This window comes from Flavobacteriales bacterium (genome assembly GCA_025210295.1).
In the GTDB taxonomy this organism is placed as follows: domain Bacteria; phylum Bacteroidota; class Bacteroidia; order Flavobacteriales_D; family Parvicellaceae; genus S010-51.
On the sequence record JAOASC010000016.1, the window covers coordinates 113,387 to 129,704 of the forward strand.

General features: G+C 32.4%; 15 protein-coding genes. 3 read left to right on the forward strand and 12 right to left on the reverse strand.

Going from position 1 to position 16,318, the window contains the following annotated elements:
- Complete coding sequence (locus N4A35_03145; GenBank protein MCT4580388.1) at positions 1 to 534, reverse strand: GNAT family N-acetyltransferase; 534 nt, start codon at positions 532 to 534, stop codon at positions 1 to 3.
- 89 nt (positions 535 to 623) lie between these two features.
- Here N4A35_03145 and N4A35_03150 point away from each other — a divergent pair, with 89 nt between their 5' ends.
- Together N4A35_03150 and N4A35_03155 are read left to right on the forward strand one after the other, a co-directional pair.
- Positions 624 to 1,256 carry a tetratricopeptide repeat protein gene (locus N4A35_03150; GenBank protein ID MCT4580389.1) on the forward strand — a complete coding sequence of 211 codons (633 nt, stop codon included), beginning with the start codon at positions 624 to 626 and terminating at the stop codon, positions 1,254 to 1,256.
- An 18-nt stretch (positions 1,257 to 1,274) separates the two neighbouring features.
- The gene (locus N4A35_03155; protein ID MCT4580390.1) at positions 1,275 to 4,049 is read left to right on the forward strand and encodes a PD-(D/E)XK nuclease family protein; all 2,775 of its coding nucleotides are present in this window, start codon (positions 1,275 to 1,277) and stop codon (positions 4,047 to 4,049) included.
- A gap of 62 nt (positions 4,050 to 4,111) precedes the next feature.
- Here N4A35_03155 and N4A35_03160 read toward each other — a convergent pair whose 3' ends face one another.
- Positions 4,112 to 5,395, reverse strand: a complete 1,284-nt coding sequence (locus N4A35_03160) for a tetratricopeptide repeat protein (GenBank protein ID MCT4580391.1) — start codon at positions 5,393 to 5,395, stop codon at positions 4,112 to 4,114.
- A gap of 240 nt (positions 5,396 to 5,635) precedes the next feature.
- On the opposite strand from N4A35_03160, the gene N4A35_03165 reads away from it, so the two are divergent.
- Entirely contained in the window at positions 5,636 to 6,334 is a 699-nt protein-coding gene (locus N4A35_03165; protein MCT4580392.1) for a DUF2490 domain-containing protein, read from the forward strand.
- A 104-nt stretch (positions 6,335 to 6,438) separates the two neighbouring features.
- Here N4A35_03165 and N4A35_03170 read toward each other — a convergent pair whose 3' ends face one another.
- From N4A35_03170 to N4A35_03215, 10 genes are all read right to left on the reverse strand, one after another.
- A complete protein-coding gene (locus N4A35_03170; protein ID MCT4580393.1) occupies positions 6,439 to 6,996 on the reverse strand; it encodes a plasmid pRiA4b ORF-3 family protein in 558 nt (185 codons plus the stop codon).
- Positions 6,997 to 7,030: 34 nt separating this feature from the next.
- On the reverse strand, positions 7,031 to 8,464 hold the full coding sequence (locus N4A35_03175; protein ID MCT4580394.1) for a CCA tRNA nucleotidyltransferase: 1,434 nt from the start codon (positions 8,462 to 8,464) through the stop codon (positions 7,031 to 7,033).
- Positions 8,445 to 9,005: an L-threonylcarbamoyladenylate synthase gene (locus N4A35_03180; protein ID MCT4580395.1), complete on the reverse strand. Its 561-nt coding sequence runs from the start codon at positions 9,003 to 9,005 to the stop codon at positions 8,445 to 8,447. Before N4A35_03180 ends, N4A35_03175 begins: the two co-directional genes overlap by 20 nt.
- 69 nt (positions 9,006 to 9,074) lie before the next feature.
- A complete protein-coding gene (locus N4A35_03185) occupies positions 9,075 to 10,361 on the reverse strand; it encodes a citrate synthase (GenBank protein MCT4580396.1) in 1,287 nt (428 codons plus the stop codon).
- A gap of 119 nt (positions 10,362 to 10,480) precedes the next feature.
- A complete protein-coding gene (locus N4A35_03190) occupies positions 10,481 to 11,701 on the reverse strand; it encodes a multidrug effflux MFS transporter (protein ID MCT4580397.1) in 1,221 nt (406 codons plus the stop codon).
- 127 nt (positions 11,702 to 11,828) lie between these two features.
- Entirely contained in the window at positions 11,829 to 12,020 is a 192-nt protein-coding gene (locus N4A35_03195) for a hypothetical protein (protein ID MCT4580398.1), read from the reverse strand.
- 133 nt (positions 12,021 to 12,153) lie between these two features.
- Complete coding sequence (locus N4A35_03200; protein ID MCT4580399.1) at positions 12,154 to 12,843, reverse strand: hypothetical protein; 690 nt, start codon at positions 12,841 to 12,843, stop codon at positions 12,154 to 12,156.
- 113 nt (positions 12,844 to 12,956) lie between these two features.
- Positions 12,957 to 13,643, reverse strand: a complete 687-nt coding sequence (locus N4A35_03205) for a hypothetical protein (protein MCT4580400.1) — start codon at positions 13,641 to 13,643, stop codon at positions 12,957 to 12,959.
- A 173-nt stretch (positions 13,644 to 13,816) separates the two neighbouring features.
- The gene (locus tag N4A35_03210; GenBank protein ID MCT4580401.1) at positions 13,817 to 15,838 is read right to left on the reverse strand and encodes a DNA topoisomerase 3; all 2,022 of its coding nucleotides are present in this window, start codon (positions 15,836 to 15,838) and stop codon (positions 13,817 to 13,819) included.
- Positions 15,839 to 15,895: 57 nt separating this feature from the next.
- Positions 15,896 to 16,297, reverse strand: a complete 402-nt coding sequence (locus N4A35_03215; protein MCT4580402.1) for a nucleoside triphosphate pyrophosphohydrolase family protein — start codon at positions 16,295 to 16,297, stop codon at positions 15,896 to 15,898.
- Between the last annotated feature and the right edge of the window lie 21 nt (positions 16,298 to 16,318).

The following is a 16,318-nucleotide window of genomic DNA, read 5'->3' on the forward strand; positions in this document are numbered from 1 at the left end:
TCAATCAGTATTTTTATTAATCTTATAAAAGTTTACAAGTATATCCTTATATGTTATTGATTCCCAAAATAAACACATCTTATTTTTAAGTGCTACTTTTTGAGAAGCGATATTATCAATATGGATAACTGAAAACAATTTATCTTCTATATTGTTTTCAAAAGCATAATTTTTGCATTTAACAGCAGCTTCTGTAGCATAGCCTTTTCCCCAATATTTCGGTAAAATGGAATACCCTACCTCCAAAAACTCTTTCCCGTCTTTTTCTTGTATCAATAAACCAGATTGACCAATCATTTCTCCAGTATATTTATCTTCTAGCACGTTCATCCCTCCAAGATTATTTTCATAACGATGAAAAGCTTTATCAAACCAATGCTGACACAATTCGCTAGGTGATTTAGTTGGATCCAACCCTAAAAACTTGGCAGCTTCTTCTTTAAAAAACAACGGTAACCAATCGTTAAAATCAGCTGGTTCTAATAACCTAAAGTGCAATCGCTCTGTTTCCTCTCCTGTTAATAGATAGTTCATACCTCCTAAAAATAAGCAATAGAATTGAATTCTTAAAGAAAATTAATATTAGTAAATCATTAAATCAGCTATTTCTTGTATTTTTGGGTATGAATCTTCAAGAACAAATTACTAAGGCCAAAATTGCTATTCAGGAACAACAATTCGACCAAGCGATTGACTTATTAACTGCTGCATTGGCTGTATACCCTGATAATCCCAATTTATATTCAGAAAGAGGTGTTGCTCATTTTCATGCTAAACATAACTTAAAAGCATTAGCCGATATGGATAAAGCTGTTGAATTGGAACCACTTAACAGTTACCGTTACTCAAGTAGAGCTTTTGTAAAAGGTGCTTGCAGAATGACACAAGAAGCTATTGCCGACTATGAAAAATGTATTGAATTAGACCCTGAAGACTCGATTGCATACAACAACCTTGGTTTATTGCAAGAACAATTGGGTTGGCAAAAACAAGCTGAGGATAATTTCGATAAGGCCGACACTTTAGAGGGAGTGCTAAAAGATCGTAAAATTGCTATTCCTGAATCTGAACAAAAAACAGCAGAAGATAAAACACAAGAAAGAACTAAAGAAAGCGCTAAAGCGGAAAAAAGTATTGAGGATGTTGAGGAAATAACACCGACAAAAATGGAGGTTGCTAAAGCTGTATTCACGCAGAAAAGCGTGTTTAAAGAATTTATCGAATTCATCAAAAACGGATTTAAACTTAAAGAATAATACGACACCTTACTACTCATGACTACTTTTTTAAAACAAATTGCTGACGACCTCATTGAGCACTACACTACTGAAGAGTTTCGAAATATTCTTTTAATCGTCCCATCAAAACGTGTAGGTCTGCATTTAAAAAAAGAACTTTCAATACGTTTAAAAAAAACTTTTTGGTCTCCACAAATCAAAAGCATCGATGAATTTTTAGTCGAAAAACATCCTTTAGGCGTAATTGACAACATTTCAATCCACTTTGAATTATACCAAGCTTATGCTAACCTTTTTGAAAGCGAAGAAACTTTTGATTCTTTTCAATCTTGGTCAAGTCAAATTATCAATGACTTTAACGAGATTGATCGCTACCTGTTGGACCATAAAGCTGTATTTAGCAACCTAAAAGACATCAAAGAAATAGAACAATGGAGTTTTAATTCTACAGAGCTAAGTGAAAACCAGAGTAAGTTTTTGGTGTTTTGGGAGAAACTTGGAGAACTCTATGAAAATTTCACCAACCAGTTACAGGCAAAACAACTTGCAACTTCTGCGCGAATTTATCGTGAAATAGCTAGTCAACCTCAAAAGTATTTAAACGAACTTCCTTACCAAAAAATCTATATTATTGGTTTTAATGCTCTCTCTAAAAGTGAAGAAGAAATCTTTAAATACCTCTACCAAACATCTAAGGCAAAACTATTTTGGGATACTGATCAATATTACCTTAACAATAAATTATATGAAGCAGGTCACTTTATTCGCAACTACAAATGGGCCACTGAAAGCATAAAATCTTCAGCAGGTAATACCATTTCTACCCAAGCAAAAAACATCAATATTTACCCAGCAAAAACAGCAATTGATCAAGTGAACATTGCTGCTAAAATCATGGAAAAAGATGTTGCTTTTAGACAAGAAAAGAGCGCTTTAATTTTAAGTGATGAACATTTACTCAATCCTCTTGTGAACACTATTCCAGTGGGGCTTGATCAAATGAATATCACTATGGGGTATGCACTTTCTAATACCCTTGCTCAAGAGTTATTAGACACCTGTTTAGAAGTTATTATAAACAACCAAAGATTCAACAAATCTAATGCTAAAAGCATTTATTTTAAAGATTTAATTAAACTCTTTGAAAACGCTCTATTTAAACAACTTACCTCAGAAAAAACATTAACTTTTTCTCGCTTTAAACGAGAAGTTATTCAATATAATTACTCCTTTATTACCTTAAAAAATTTAAGGGACTACTTTGGTGACTTTCATCAAGTTCTTACCTTTTTATTTTTTGATCGAAACAAGACGATTACTACTGTATTAGATGAGCTCATTACTTTTATTCAATCAGTTCGTCAACAACTCATTTCAGTAGATGAACTAAACATTGAAATTGAGGCGTTATATCGAATAGAAAAAGTACTCAACAAAGTTAAAGGGCTATTAAACACCTACCCTTTTATTACGACTTTATCTGGCTTAAGAAAGATCATTCGACAAGTACTAAACAAAGAAAAACTATCATTTTATGGAGAACCTTTGCAGGGACTTCAAGTGATGGGATTTTTAGAAACTCGAGCACTTGATTTTGAAAATGTGATTTTACTTTCATGCAATGAAAGTTTTTTACCTGGTGTTGCTCCGAGTAATTCATTAATTCCATTCGATTTAAAGCTTTATTTTAATCTTCCCACAAAATCAGATCGAGAAGCAATTTTTGCCTACTATTTTTATCGGGTAATTCAAAAAGCAAAAAACATTCATTTAGTATATAATAATGGTATTGCCAATGGAATTGATTCCAACGAAATCAGTCGATACCTCATTCAAGTTGAAAATGAATTGAACGATTTTGAAAACATCAACATTCAAACACATCATATTAATTACCTTTTCAATACGAAAAGCAAAGATAAAGCAGTAGAAAAAGATTCCACTACACTTCATAAACTTGATTTGTTTTTTAAAAACGGGATCTCTCCTTCTGCGCTCAACAATTACATTGCCTGCTCATTGGATTTTTATTATGCCTATGTTTTAAGAATTAAAGAGCAAGAAGAAGTTGAAGAATCTATTGAGAACAGTACTTTAGGAACAATCACGCATCAGGTTTTAGAAAACTTATACACTGATTTAGGACCAATTATTAAAGTAGAGACCATTGATACCATGCTCCAATTATTTGAAGCAGAAACGCATAAAATATTTCAGGAGAAATTCCCACAAGGGAATTATAAAAAAGGGAAAAACTTATTGATTTTCTCTATGGTATTGAAGAGTATTAAACAATTTCTACTCAATGAAAAGCGTTTTATACAGCAACATGGTTTTATCAAAATTCTAGGGTTAGAACAAGACTTAAGACACACTTTAACGATAACTACAACTGATGGCGAAAAAGAAGTGTTACTAAAAGGAAATGCTGATAGAATAGACATCATCAACAATACTATTCGGGTGATTGATTATAAAACTGGATTTATCGAACAGAAAAATGTCAGCAAACAATTCGACAGCTTGTTAACCCATCAGGATAGTTCAAAGGCCAATCAATTAATGTTTTACGCTTATTTGTACTATAAAAATTTTGGAAAGACGAATTTAACTTCAGGTATTTTTTCTTTAAGAAATCTTAATGCAGGTCTATTAGAATTGAAATTAAAAGATGGTAGAACGAGCCTTGATTTCGACACCGAAATTTTTGATGCTTACGAAAAGCATCTAGTTGAGAAAATTAGGGAGATTTATGATACTTCAATACCTTTTACTCATAACATTGATGCTAAATATTGTATGATTTGTTAAATCAAATAAAAAAGCCAGTATAACAAACTATACTGGCTTTTATTCTTTATATAAGGCTTTACTTATTGTCCTAAAGCTTTTAACTTTTCTTCAACAACTTTATATTCAGCATCTTTTTCTAAATTAAAGTAGATACTTTTCAACACCTTTAATGTATTCACATCTTTTGGTTGTAACTCATGCGCTTTCTCCAAATATGGGATAGCATCACTTAAGTATTCTTTTGCTGTTGCTAAAGATTTAGCTTCTAATGTTTGATCTTTGATATCAGAAGCCATTGAATTTAACTCAATAGATTCATTATAATAAAATACTCCCAAGTTAAAATAAGCATCTGAAAAATCTGGCTTCAATTCGATTGCTTTTTTATATCCATCAATAGCTTTTTTAGAGAAAACTCCTGCTTCTTCATGCATTCCCTCTTTACGTTTCTTAGCAGTTAACTCATCAAACGTAGCTCCAATATTAAAGTGAAAAACAGGGTTATTAGGTTCTTTTTCAATTGCACTTGCTAAACTTGCTTGTGCTTTTTCAGTATCCCCTTTAGATAAGTAATAATTAAACTCCTCAATAATTAATCCTAAATTGTTAGGATATAACTTTTTCCCTTCTTGAATATAACCAAAAGCTTCATCAGATGGCCCTCCATTTTTCTTATTGGTATTCGAAATTAAACTTTGATAAGACACATCTGTTTTATATCCTATTTCGGCACTTTGTTTAAAATATTTAATTGCATTATCGTAATCCTCTAATCTTTCAGCAGCTAATGCAGCATTATAAATTGACAAAGAATCTTTTTCTCCAATAACATCAAATAACTTTTCCGCTGAGACAAAAGCAGCAAGAGCTTCTTCATATTTTTCTTGTTGGAACATCGCCACTCCTCCTTGTAAACTCATTCCTCTCATCAATTGCATTCTCTTCTTTACATCAGGTTTATATAAACCACGAGAATCCAACTTCATCACTTTCTTTAAAGACCCTAAAGAAGCTTCTTCGTAAGCTGCTTCATTTTTTGTTAACTCCTCATGCTTTGTTGAATCCATTGCAGAAACCATGATGTAATCCCAATAAATTAAACCTCTGTAATAAAACATCTTTGCTTCATCCTTTGGCTTTAATGTATTTGAAGCAGTATACTTTTCAAAAGCTTTATCAATTTCAGATTTGGCTTCCATTAATTTCTTTTTACCACTCCCATCTTTATCCATTTGAATCCACATCTGGTTAGCTTTTAGTGGCTTATATGCTACAGCAGCATTAGTCGTTTCTAATTTCTGTCCGTAATTAAATGTTGTAATTCCTGCAAGTGCAGAAACAATCATAAATTTTTTAAATGTCATTGTACTTTTTATTTATTAAAATCAATTGCAAAGCATTCTATTAGCTCTCTCCAATTAAGATGATGCTAATTTAATGAATTTTCCACAAAGCTAGAAACAAAATCTTTGCCAAAACACCTTAAAAAGGCATTGTTCCTTTCAAAAAGTATTGAAGAAAAGTAATTTATTTTTTTATTTATACTGCTTTTTTAAACAAGTTCCATAATTTTGCTCTCCAATTATTTTAAAATTTCTTTTAACATGAAATCTTACACTATTCTTATTATTTTCTCTTTATTTCTTAGCACTAACCAACTATTTAGTCAAATTGATGAAAACAAATTGGGAGCATGGTATATGTACTTCTTTAATACTTCATTTGCAGAAGATGGTAAGTGGGGAATCCAAGGGGACATTCAGCATCGTAATTGGAATTTTGGAGGTGATTTAGAGCAATTATTAGTACGATCTGGTATAACATACCAACCAGAAAATGCCAATATTAAACTTACTCTAGGTTATGGAAATATTACTACAGGAGCCTATGGAGATGCTAAAACGGTAACTACAGAAAGTAGAATTTATCAAGAAGCTTTATTTCCTGTTCAATTTGGAAAACGAATCTATACGAATCACCGTTTTAGGTATGAACAACGCTTTGTACAAGATCAAGATTTTAGAACGCGTTATCGCTACAATATTTTTGTTAATATCCCTATTAACCGAGCAAATATGAAACAAAATGCGCTTTACATCGCTTTGTATAATGAAATTTTCATCAATGGACAACGAAACATTGGAGACAATCGAACAGTTGAAATCTTTGACCGTAATCGTTTTTATACTGCCTTGGGTTATGTGATAAAAGACCATCTAAAAGTTCAAATTGGGCATATGATCCAGACGACTAACAGTTGGGAGAAAAACCAACTACAATTAAGTTTGCATCACAAATTTTAAACACCTTGTTTTGTTAGCTTAGGTAATTGGGAAATAAAAAATCTCCCCAAGAGATTACATGTGATACTTTAAGATCTTTTTTCTTAAGAAATTGATGATTAAGTCTATAAATCTAAATCGTCAATATTTTCGAATCCACCAAACTCATCGTCTAAATCTCCTCCAAATTCATCCCCGTATTTTTTATAAAAGTCATCCACTTCATTAGTTGGTGAAACACCTGTATCTAAATCCGTTAATCCATCCAATAAATTAGGGATTTCTTTGTCATCTTCATTGGGAGAATCTCCTATTTTCATTAAAATAGCTGGTAATTCTTTTGTGGAAGATTCTTCATTTACTTTAATCAATTCAACGTAGAAAATCCACATTTTAAGGAAGTCATAAACATACAATATCTTTTGATGATCATTGGTAACCATTTGCTCTAAGGTTGTCTCAGCCATTGACTTAACAAAGCCCATATCCATCAAAGCAATCTCCTCTCCTTTCTCCCAATTTTCATCACTCATATAAAAAGAAGTCATTTGATCACCTTTAAAGTCAAAGGCTTTCACAATCGTTTGGTGAAGCGATTCAAACGAAGCACCTGTTGCAATTTCAACATCTCTAAAAATATCCTCCTCTGTATCTACAACAACTCTAAATGTATAGGTTTTCATCTGTATATAATTTTCTTAAAATCGTTTATAACTATTAATTTTCTACTGCTTCAAGGTTTAACTCCTTTCCTTTTTCTAACATAAATTCAAAAGCTGCTTCATACGTGTTTTCAATTTTTCCATCTAAAATTGCCTCTCGTATTGCCAACTTGATATCTCCAATAATTTTATTGGGTTTGAGGTTAAACGTCTTAATGATGACTTCTCCAGAGATAGGAGGTTGCCAATTTCTTAATTTATCTTTTTCTTCAACCTCTTTTAATTTTTGTTCTACCTTTTCAAAATTAGCTCGAAAACGTCGAACTTTCTCTTCATTTTTTGAAGTAATATCCGCCTTACACAGCGTCATCAAATCATCTATGTCCTCTCCTGCTTCAAATAATATTCTTCTCAACGCTGAATCTGTAATCTCTTCTTTAGTCAATGCTATAGGTCTTAAATGTAAGCGTACCAATTTTTGCACATACTTCATTTTAGCATCTAAAGGTAATTTCATTCGTTTAAAAATTCCAGGGATCATTCTAGCACCTTTATCTTCATGCCCATGAAAAGTCCAGCCTTGTTTAGGTAAATATTTTTTAGTTGGAGGCTTAGCAATGTCATGTAAAATTGCAGCCCACCTTAACCACAGGCTTTGTGTATGTGGTAAAATATTATCTAACACACCTAATGTATGATAAAAATTATCTTTATGTCCTCTTCCATTAACTACATCTACCCCTTGTAAAGCTGCCATTTCTGGAAAAATCAAATGTAACAATCCCGTTTTAAACAAAATTTTAAATCCTTTTGATGGATGTTGTGAAAGAATCATTTTATTTAATTCTTCAGTAATTCTTTCTTGAGAAATAATTTCGATTCTTTTTTTATTACTAATAATAGAATCAAAGACTTCGGGAGCGACGTTAAAATTGAGCTGTGAAGCAAAACGAACGGCACGCATCATTCTTAATGGGTCATCGGAAAATGTGATCGATGGATCTAATGGTGTTTTTAGAATTTTAGCCTCCAAATCTTTTAAACCATTAAATGGATCTACCAATTCGCCATAGTTTTCTTGATTTAGGCTAATAGCCATGGCGTTAATGGTAAAATCCCTTCTTTCTTGATCCTCTTCTAATGTACCATCTTCAACAATAGGCTTTCTTGAATTGCGATTATAAGATTCTTTTCGGGCTCCAACAAACTCCAATTCATAAGCTTTATGCTTAATCATAGCCGTCCCAAAATTTTTAAAAACGGATAAATTATCAGCATTTAATTTTTTTGCAACCAATTCGGCCAATTCAACTCCACTTCCTGCAATAACAAAATCAATATCCTTGCTTGGTCTTTCTAAAAACAAGTCACGAACGTAACCTCCAATTACATAAACTGGTTGATTTAATTCTGTTGCACATTCGGAAACCACTCGAAAAATTTCTCCCGAGACAGCTTCTTTTAACGCTTTATTTCCTAATAATTTCAATTTGTCCGTCGATTTGTAATTTAAGAATAGAAGATGACTTCCTGTTTTTTGAATTGGATGGCAAATTTACAACATGGTTTACCTTTTTTAAAACATTATCAGAAATATCTTCTCTATTTGTTGGCGAAAGTTCTCCAGATATATTTGCTGAAGTCGAAACAATTGGTTTTTTAAACTTTTTAATTAACTCATAAGCAAACCCTTCCTTAACAATTCTTATCGCTACACTTCCATCCTTTGCGATTAGTTGCTTAGGCAAATTAATTGCTCCTGGATAAACGATAGTCGTTGGTGTATTCGCATGATCTAAAATATCCCAAGCAACTTCAGGAATTTCTCTGATGTATTTATTCAGTTTTCGGTCATCGTCTAATAGAATAATCAGACTTTTTTCTTTAGATCTTCCTTTAACTTCGAATATTTTTTCAACAGCTTCTGCAGATGTTGCATCACATCCTATCCCCCAAATCGTATCTGTAGGATAAACAATTGTCCCTTTATTTTCAAGAACTTCAATAGCAATTTCAACTTCTTCTTTCATAAAGTTTTATCAAAATAAAACCCCACTGATAGAATCAGCAGGGTTATAATATAGTCGTTCAATTGAATTCTATCTGTTTTCTAATTCTACGTAATCTCTTACATTAGCACCAGTATAAATTTGTCTAGGTCTACCAATTGGAGACTTGTCTTCTAACATTTCTTTCCATTGTGCAATCCAACCTGGTAAACGACCAATAGCAAACATTACTGTAAACATTTCAGTTGGAATTCCTATTGCTCTGTATATAATTCCAGAGTAGAAATCTACATTTGGATATAAACCTCTCTTAACGAAATACTCATCTTTCAACGCTATTTCTTCAATTTGTTTAGCGATATCTAATACAGGATCATTAATTCCTAATGCTTTTAATACATCATCAGCAGCTTTCTTGATGATTGTAGCTCTAGGATCAAAGTTTTTGTAAACTCTATGTCCGAATCCCATTAATCTAAACGGATCTTCTTTATCTTTTGCTTTAGCAATCCATTTATCAATATCTCCTCCATCTTTTCTGATTGCTTCTAACATTTCAATCACTGCTTGGTTAGCTCCACCATGAAGTGGTCCCCATAAAGCAGAAATACCAGCTCCAACAGAAGCATATAAGTTTGCTTGAGAAGAACCAACAACTCTTACTGTTGAAGTTGAACAGTTTTGCTCGTGATCTGCATGTAAAATTAACAATGTATTTAATGCTTTAGCAACTATAGGATCAACTTTATATTCTTCAGTTGGTAACTCAAACATCATGTTTAAGAAATTCTCAACATAGTTGTATTTATTTTTAGGATAAATTACTGGATGTCTTTCAGAGAATTTATGAGACCAAGCTGCAATTGTTGGTAATTTAGCTAATAAACGTACAATTGATAAATCAACAGCCTCTTTGTCTCTATTAGGGTCTTGAGATTCTGGATAAAAAGTAGATAAAGATACAATTAAAGATGCTGCTACTCCCATTGGATGTGCTCCAGCTGGAAAAGCTCTCAATAAAGTTTTCATATCTTCATGTACCATTGTATGACGAGTAATCTCGTTTTCAAAAGCCTCTAACTCTGCTTTTTTAGGTAAATCTCCATAAATCAATAAATAAGCAACCTCTAAAAACGACGCTTTCTCTGCTAACTGCTCAATTGGATAACCTCTATATCTTAAGATTCCATCTTCACCGTTTAAGAAAGTAATTGCACTAGTAGTAGATCCTGTATTTTTAAATCCTGGATCAATTGTTACATAACCAGTCTTCCCTCTCAACTTAGAAATATCGATTGCCTTTTCATTTTCTGACCCTACAATAACTGGTAATTCATGAGTTTCCCCATCTAGTGTAATTTTTGCTATTTCGCTCATTTTTATTTTTTATTTATTATTATACTCTCGAAAAATTCGAGCGTAAACTTACTAAATAAGAATACATTTTCAAAGTAAAAAAGCGACAATATTTAGGTAAGACTGCCTTAAACCTAGTTTTATCTGTTTATTGGCATATTATTTTCCTTTCCAGCCCAAAAAACTGCTGTAAAAGTTAATCCTCCTAAAACGACAAAACCAAGAATTAAAGGAGCTACAGTACCATCAAAACTTAACCCTATCCATATTCCAAATGGCACAGAGATAAATGTTGATAATGCTCCGACAATTGTAGAACCTACTCCTGCAATATGACCTAAAGGCTCCATTGCTAATGAGTTTAAGTTACCAAATAAGATTCCCATGTGAAAAAGTGTCAACACAAAAAAGCTTAACAATGTCCAAAGTTCGGGGACTCCACTTGCCCAAAAAACCACTCCATAATAGGTGATTGACAACAGCAAGATCATTGAAGAAGCAAACCGTACCATCTTACGCATTCCATGTCTTTTGACCAATACTTGACCGTTTAGAAAAGAACCTATTCCTACAGCAAATGCCAATAATGCGAAAATAACAGCGTATAACTCCCCCATTTTATACGTTTCCTGAAACAATTGTTGAGAAGAATTTAAATACGCCAAAAACATTCCCGACATACAACCAGCAGCTAATGTATAACCTACAGCTACTCGATTATTAAACACCTCTTTAGCAGCCAATACTACTCTATTCAATGAAAAAGCATGTGCATGTTCTTTTTTTAACGTTTCTGGCATTCTAACAGCAAACCATATCAAAAGAATAAGGGCATAGACAATAAACGATATAAAGATTGTTTTCCAAGTTGCAAAATTTAAAACATATTGGCCTAATGCTGGAGCTAAAATGGGCACAATAATAAAAATAGCCATCACTACTGACATTATTCTAGCCATGTCTTCTCCTAGATACCTATCCCTTACTAACGCTACACTTATGATTCGTGGACCTGCTAAACCAAAGCCTTGAATAAACCTACCTAACAACATATAAAACAACGTGTTAGAAAACAAAGACATCATACATCCTATCAAGAAAAAGGCAAATCCAATATAGATAGAAAACTTCCTTCCGTAACTATCTGACATTGGTCCATACACCAATTGTCCGAAAGCAATTCCTAAAAACAAAAATGAAATAATTAATTGATTATCATTGCTATTGACGACGCCTAATTCCGCTCCTATTTTAGGTAAAGCAGGTAACATCATATCGATGGCAAGAGCAACTAAAGCCATCATTAAAGCTACGATTACAATAAACTCTTTCTGGCCTGGAAACGGGTTATTTTTTATCATTAGGGTGTTCAATTAAGAACTGGCAAAGATACTCTAAAATAAGATGCTAAGGTGTTTTTAAAACTAAAAATCCCCTTGTATAATTATACAAGGGGATTTTTAGTTAACATTAAAGCCGATATAATAATCAATTAGCTATTAATTCAAAGCTTAAGTTTTTCACAGTAGAAGAGTTTTTCACTTCCAACGATTTAGAGAAATTAAGTAAAGTGTTCAGCGTACTTTTTTTAGCATGCTTTACTTCTTGAATATTTTCAATAAAATCTTGTGTTAATTCGGTTAATAATGTTGGTGTTTTAAAAGTAATTGTTTTTTTCATAGGCAATTTTAAAGCTATTTATTCCAAGAACTATAGAAAACCTTTTTTATTGTTTAATCCTTAAATAAAAAACAAAAAAGCAGGGATTGGCTCGCATCCCTGCTTTCAAAAATATGCTTTATAGGCATTGTTCTTATTTTTGAACTAATGTTAAGCTTTCTGTTAATTTGTAAGCTCTATCAATGACCGCTCCATTATCTCCAATATCAGATGATTTTCTTTCAGACTCTAACAACAACTCCAACTCTTTAGATTTTGACGCTACGACTTTATAAATACTCACATAGTCATGATCTGAATATGTTATAGATTTAGAAGAACTTGAACTTGTTGAAGTTCCATTTTCAATAACTGTATTGGTTCCTTTAAAATTCATAGCTGTAGTATAAAAAACGAGCAATTCATTTTTCTTAAAATCATCTGTTTTATTTTTACCTAAGAAAGCCCATTTTCCCAAGATTTCATTTTTAGCAACATCAACATAAACGACTCCTCCATCAGCATTCCTAGTCCAAGTCATTTCATTATTAATACTGAACGTACCATCTTTATTAATGGTATAATCGTAGCACTTTACAGACACTGTCTTATCGATAGTAATAGAAGTATCTCCAATGGTACTAATGTCAGTACTAGAACCCGAATTTCCATCAATTGATAATCTTCCTTTATTTAAACCTCCAGGACCTTCATCTATATATTCTGAAGACATTTTTGAAACGGTCCATTCATTCGCTATTTTTCTTTTAGAAGTTTTTTTACATGACACCACTCCACTAATAACCAAAATTACAATCATCCCTATGGTAAATCCTTTTTTCATTTTTTTATCATTCTTCAAAAAAGTTAATCTTCAACTAGCTGTTGCTTAATAGCAGGTAAAAAAAAGAGTGTATGTGGTCACATACACTCTTTTAGTAAATATAATGTTTATATTTATTTTTGAACTAAAGTCATTGATTGAGTTCCTACTTCAGTATCAGTAGAAGTAACCCCACCTGATGTGTTTGTATAAGAATTATTAATATCAGCTTTTAACTTTAATTCTTTACCTTTAGATTCAACAACAACAAAAACCATTGTGTTTTCTCCTTCAGCGTATGTATCATCGTCAGAAGACTCTGAATTAGTAGTTGCTCCTGCGATTGTAGTACTTACTTTTTCAGAAGTTTTTTCAGATAAAGTATTAAAGATTACTCTTTCATTTTTCTTGAAGTCTCCTGATTTGTTTTTACTTAAGAAAGACCAAGTTCCAGAAGTTTTTGTTTCTGTAGATGTAACAGTTTGTCCACCTGTAAACGCTCTTGTCCAAGCAATATTACTTACACTTGACCATGATCCATCTTTTTCAATTGTATAAGTTAATTCCGTTACAGCAGCTGATTGTTCACTTTTAGTAGATGTTCCACTAACAGTATACGTATTTTCCATTGTACCTGTTGTACCAGAAATTGACATTGTAGTAACTGTTTTGTCTCCATCAGAATCAGTACTTGTAGATTCCATGTTCATTTCAGAAACTGTCCACTCATTTGCCATTTTTCCTTTTGAAGTTTTTGCACATGATGAAACTCCACCAGCTAATAAAGCTGCACTAAATCCTAAGATAAATAATCTTTTCATTTTTTTTATTTATTATTTGTTATTAATTGCCTCTCTTTTAACAATTTTTATGCCAAAAAACATTAAATGCTTTTAGACTAAAAATCAGGGGCAAATGTATTCATTTTTATGAATTAACAACAAGCAAAAACGAAAAAATATAATATTATAAAGTAAAAATATTAGCTTTTATCTTATTCTTCTATCTTTAACTTTAATTTATCAGTTAAAACAATATACTGTAAATCCTCTGATTTCCCTATACGATATCGATTTCTAGACTTCTTGTCTTGAATTAAACTTTCCATATCTCTACTAGAAAGTTGTATATTTTTAAACTGAAAAGGCATGGTAAATTTACAGCCATTTTTCCAATCACTACATCCCCAGGCTGTCTTTCCTCTTAACATGTGCCCTTTATTACATTTAGGACAAATTGTTGGCATTTTCTCAATGGGTTGATGTTTTACTTCGTGCACCAATAAGTTCACCATTTCAAATAGCTCCTGCTTAAAATCATCTACTTTATAAGCTCCTTTTTCTATTTCTCTCAATTTCCGCTCCCATTGTCCTGTTAACTCAGCCGACTTTAACAATTCATTATTAATTAAAGAAATTAGATGAACACCTGTTTGTGTTGCTACAATCCTTTTCTTTTCTTTTTTGATGTAGTTTCTTCGTAAGATGGTTTCGATGATATTTGCCCTTGTTGATGGTCTACCAATACCATTCTCTTTCATTAAATCTCTTAATTCATCATCGTCAACTTGTTTACCAGCTGTCTCCATTGCCCTCAACAGTGTAGCCTCTGTATAATATGCTGGTGGGCGCGTATCTTTTTCTTGTAATTGAGGTTTATGAGGTCCACGTTCTCCCTGTTCGAAAGTAGGCATTAGTTGCTCCTTTTTATCTTCATCTACAGCTTTAGAATCATCTTCAAAAACAATTCTCCAACCTTTATCTAAAATCTGCCTACCAGTTGCCTTGAAATCAAGTTCTTGCACCTTTCCTAATACAGTAGTATTACTGACGATACAATCTGGATAGAAGACGGCAATAAATCTACGTGTAATCATATCGTAGATCTTCTGTTCTTGTGGCGTGATCCCAGAAGGTGTTACCCCTGTAGGTATGATAGCGTGGTGATCCGTAACCTTTTTATTATCAAATACTTTTTTTGATTTTCTAATTTTCTTTCCTTTTAAGGCTTCTGTAAATCGGCTATAATGTGTTAGCTGATTTAATATACCAGGTATTTTAGGATAGATATCATCGGGTAAGTACGTTGTATCCACCCTTGGATAGGTTACTAATTTTTTTTCGTATAAATTCTGTATTGTATTTAACGTTTGTTCTGCTGACAATCCGATTTTTTTATTCGCTTCTACTTGTAATGAGGTCAAATCAAAAAGACGTGGAGGAAGTTCTTTTCCTTCTTTTTGCGTATAGCTTACAATTTCAAATTCTTCTTCCTGAATTGCCTTAATGAACTCCTCTCCTTTTTCAAGTGTCTTTATTTTACCTTTTGTACTTGAAAAAAGTACTCCTCTGTACTCTGTTTTGAGTTCCCAATATTTAGTTGACACAAAGTTTTCTATTTCTAATTGTCTTTTGACAATCATAGCTAAAGTTGGAGTTTGAACTCTACCTATAGAAAGTACCTGTCCTTTTTTAGCAAAACGCAATGTAAATAAACGGGTAGCATTCATCCCTAATAGCCAATCTCCTATGGCTCTAGCAGATCCTGCTGCATATAAATTATTGTATTTCTCTCCAGGTTCAAGGTTTTCAAAACCTTCCTTAATCGCTTCTTCAGTTAGCGATGAAATCCAAAGTCTTTTTAAGGGTTTTTGCGATTGACTCTTGGTCAATACCCATCTTTGAATCAATTCTCCCTCTTGTCCAGCATCGCCACAATTAATTACCTCTTCGCATCTTTCTACTAAGTTTTTAATGGTATTGAATTGTTTTTGAATTCCACTATCATCTTTCACCTTTATGGAAAACTTAGCTGGAATCATTGGAAGTGTTTTTAAATCCCAATATTTCCACTTTTCAGTATACTCATGCGGTTCATTAAGTTCACAAAGGTGCCCAAATGTCCAGCTGACTAAATAGCCATTCCCCTCATAATAACCATCCATACGACTTTTAGCCCCAATAACTTGAGCTATATCTTTGGCTACACTCGGTTTCTCTGCTATACAAAGTTTCATGAACTAAACTGAATTTAAGGTTTATTTTTTTTAGGACAATTAGACTACTCGTTTTCTTTATTTTTGAAGTATTGCTTCAATGTTAGGTTTAAAATATTGATCTGATTTCATGACTTTTCCATCTTCTCTGTAAATTGGATTTCCATTTTTATCCAATTTACTCATGTTACTCTTTTGAATTTCGGTAAAAACTTCTTCAATTTTATATTGTAATCCATGTTTCAACAAGGTTCCACATAAAATATATAACATATCACCACATGCATCAGCAATTTCAGTTAAGTCTCCATTCTTAGCTGCATCTAAATACTCATCATTTTCTTCCTGCATCAGTTTATGACGTAAAACGTAATCACTTTCTTTAATTTCAGCTATAGGTTCTTCTTCATTCCCTATTTTAAATGCTTCATGAAAACCTTTAACAGCATTGATACAATCTTGTAATAATAATTTTTCCATTTTCTTTATTTTGAATTTTAA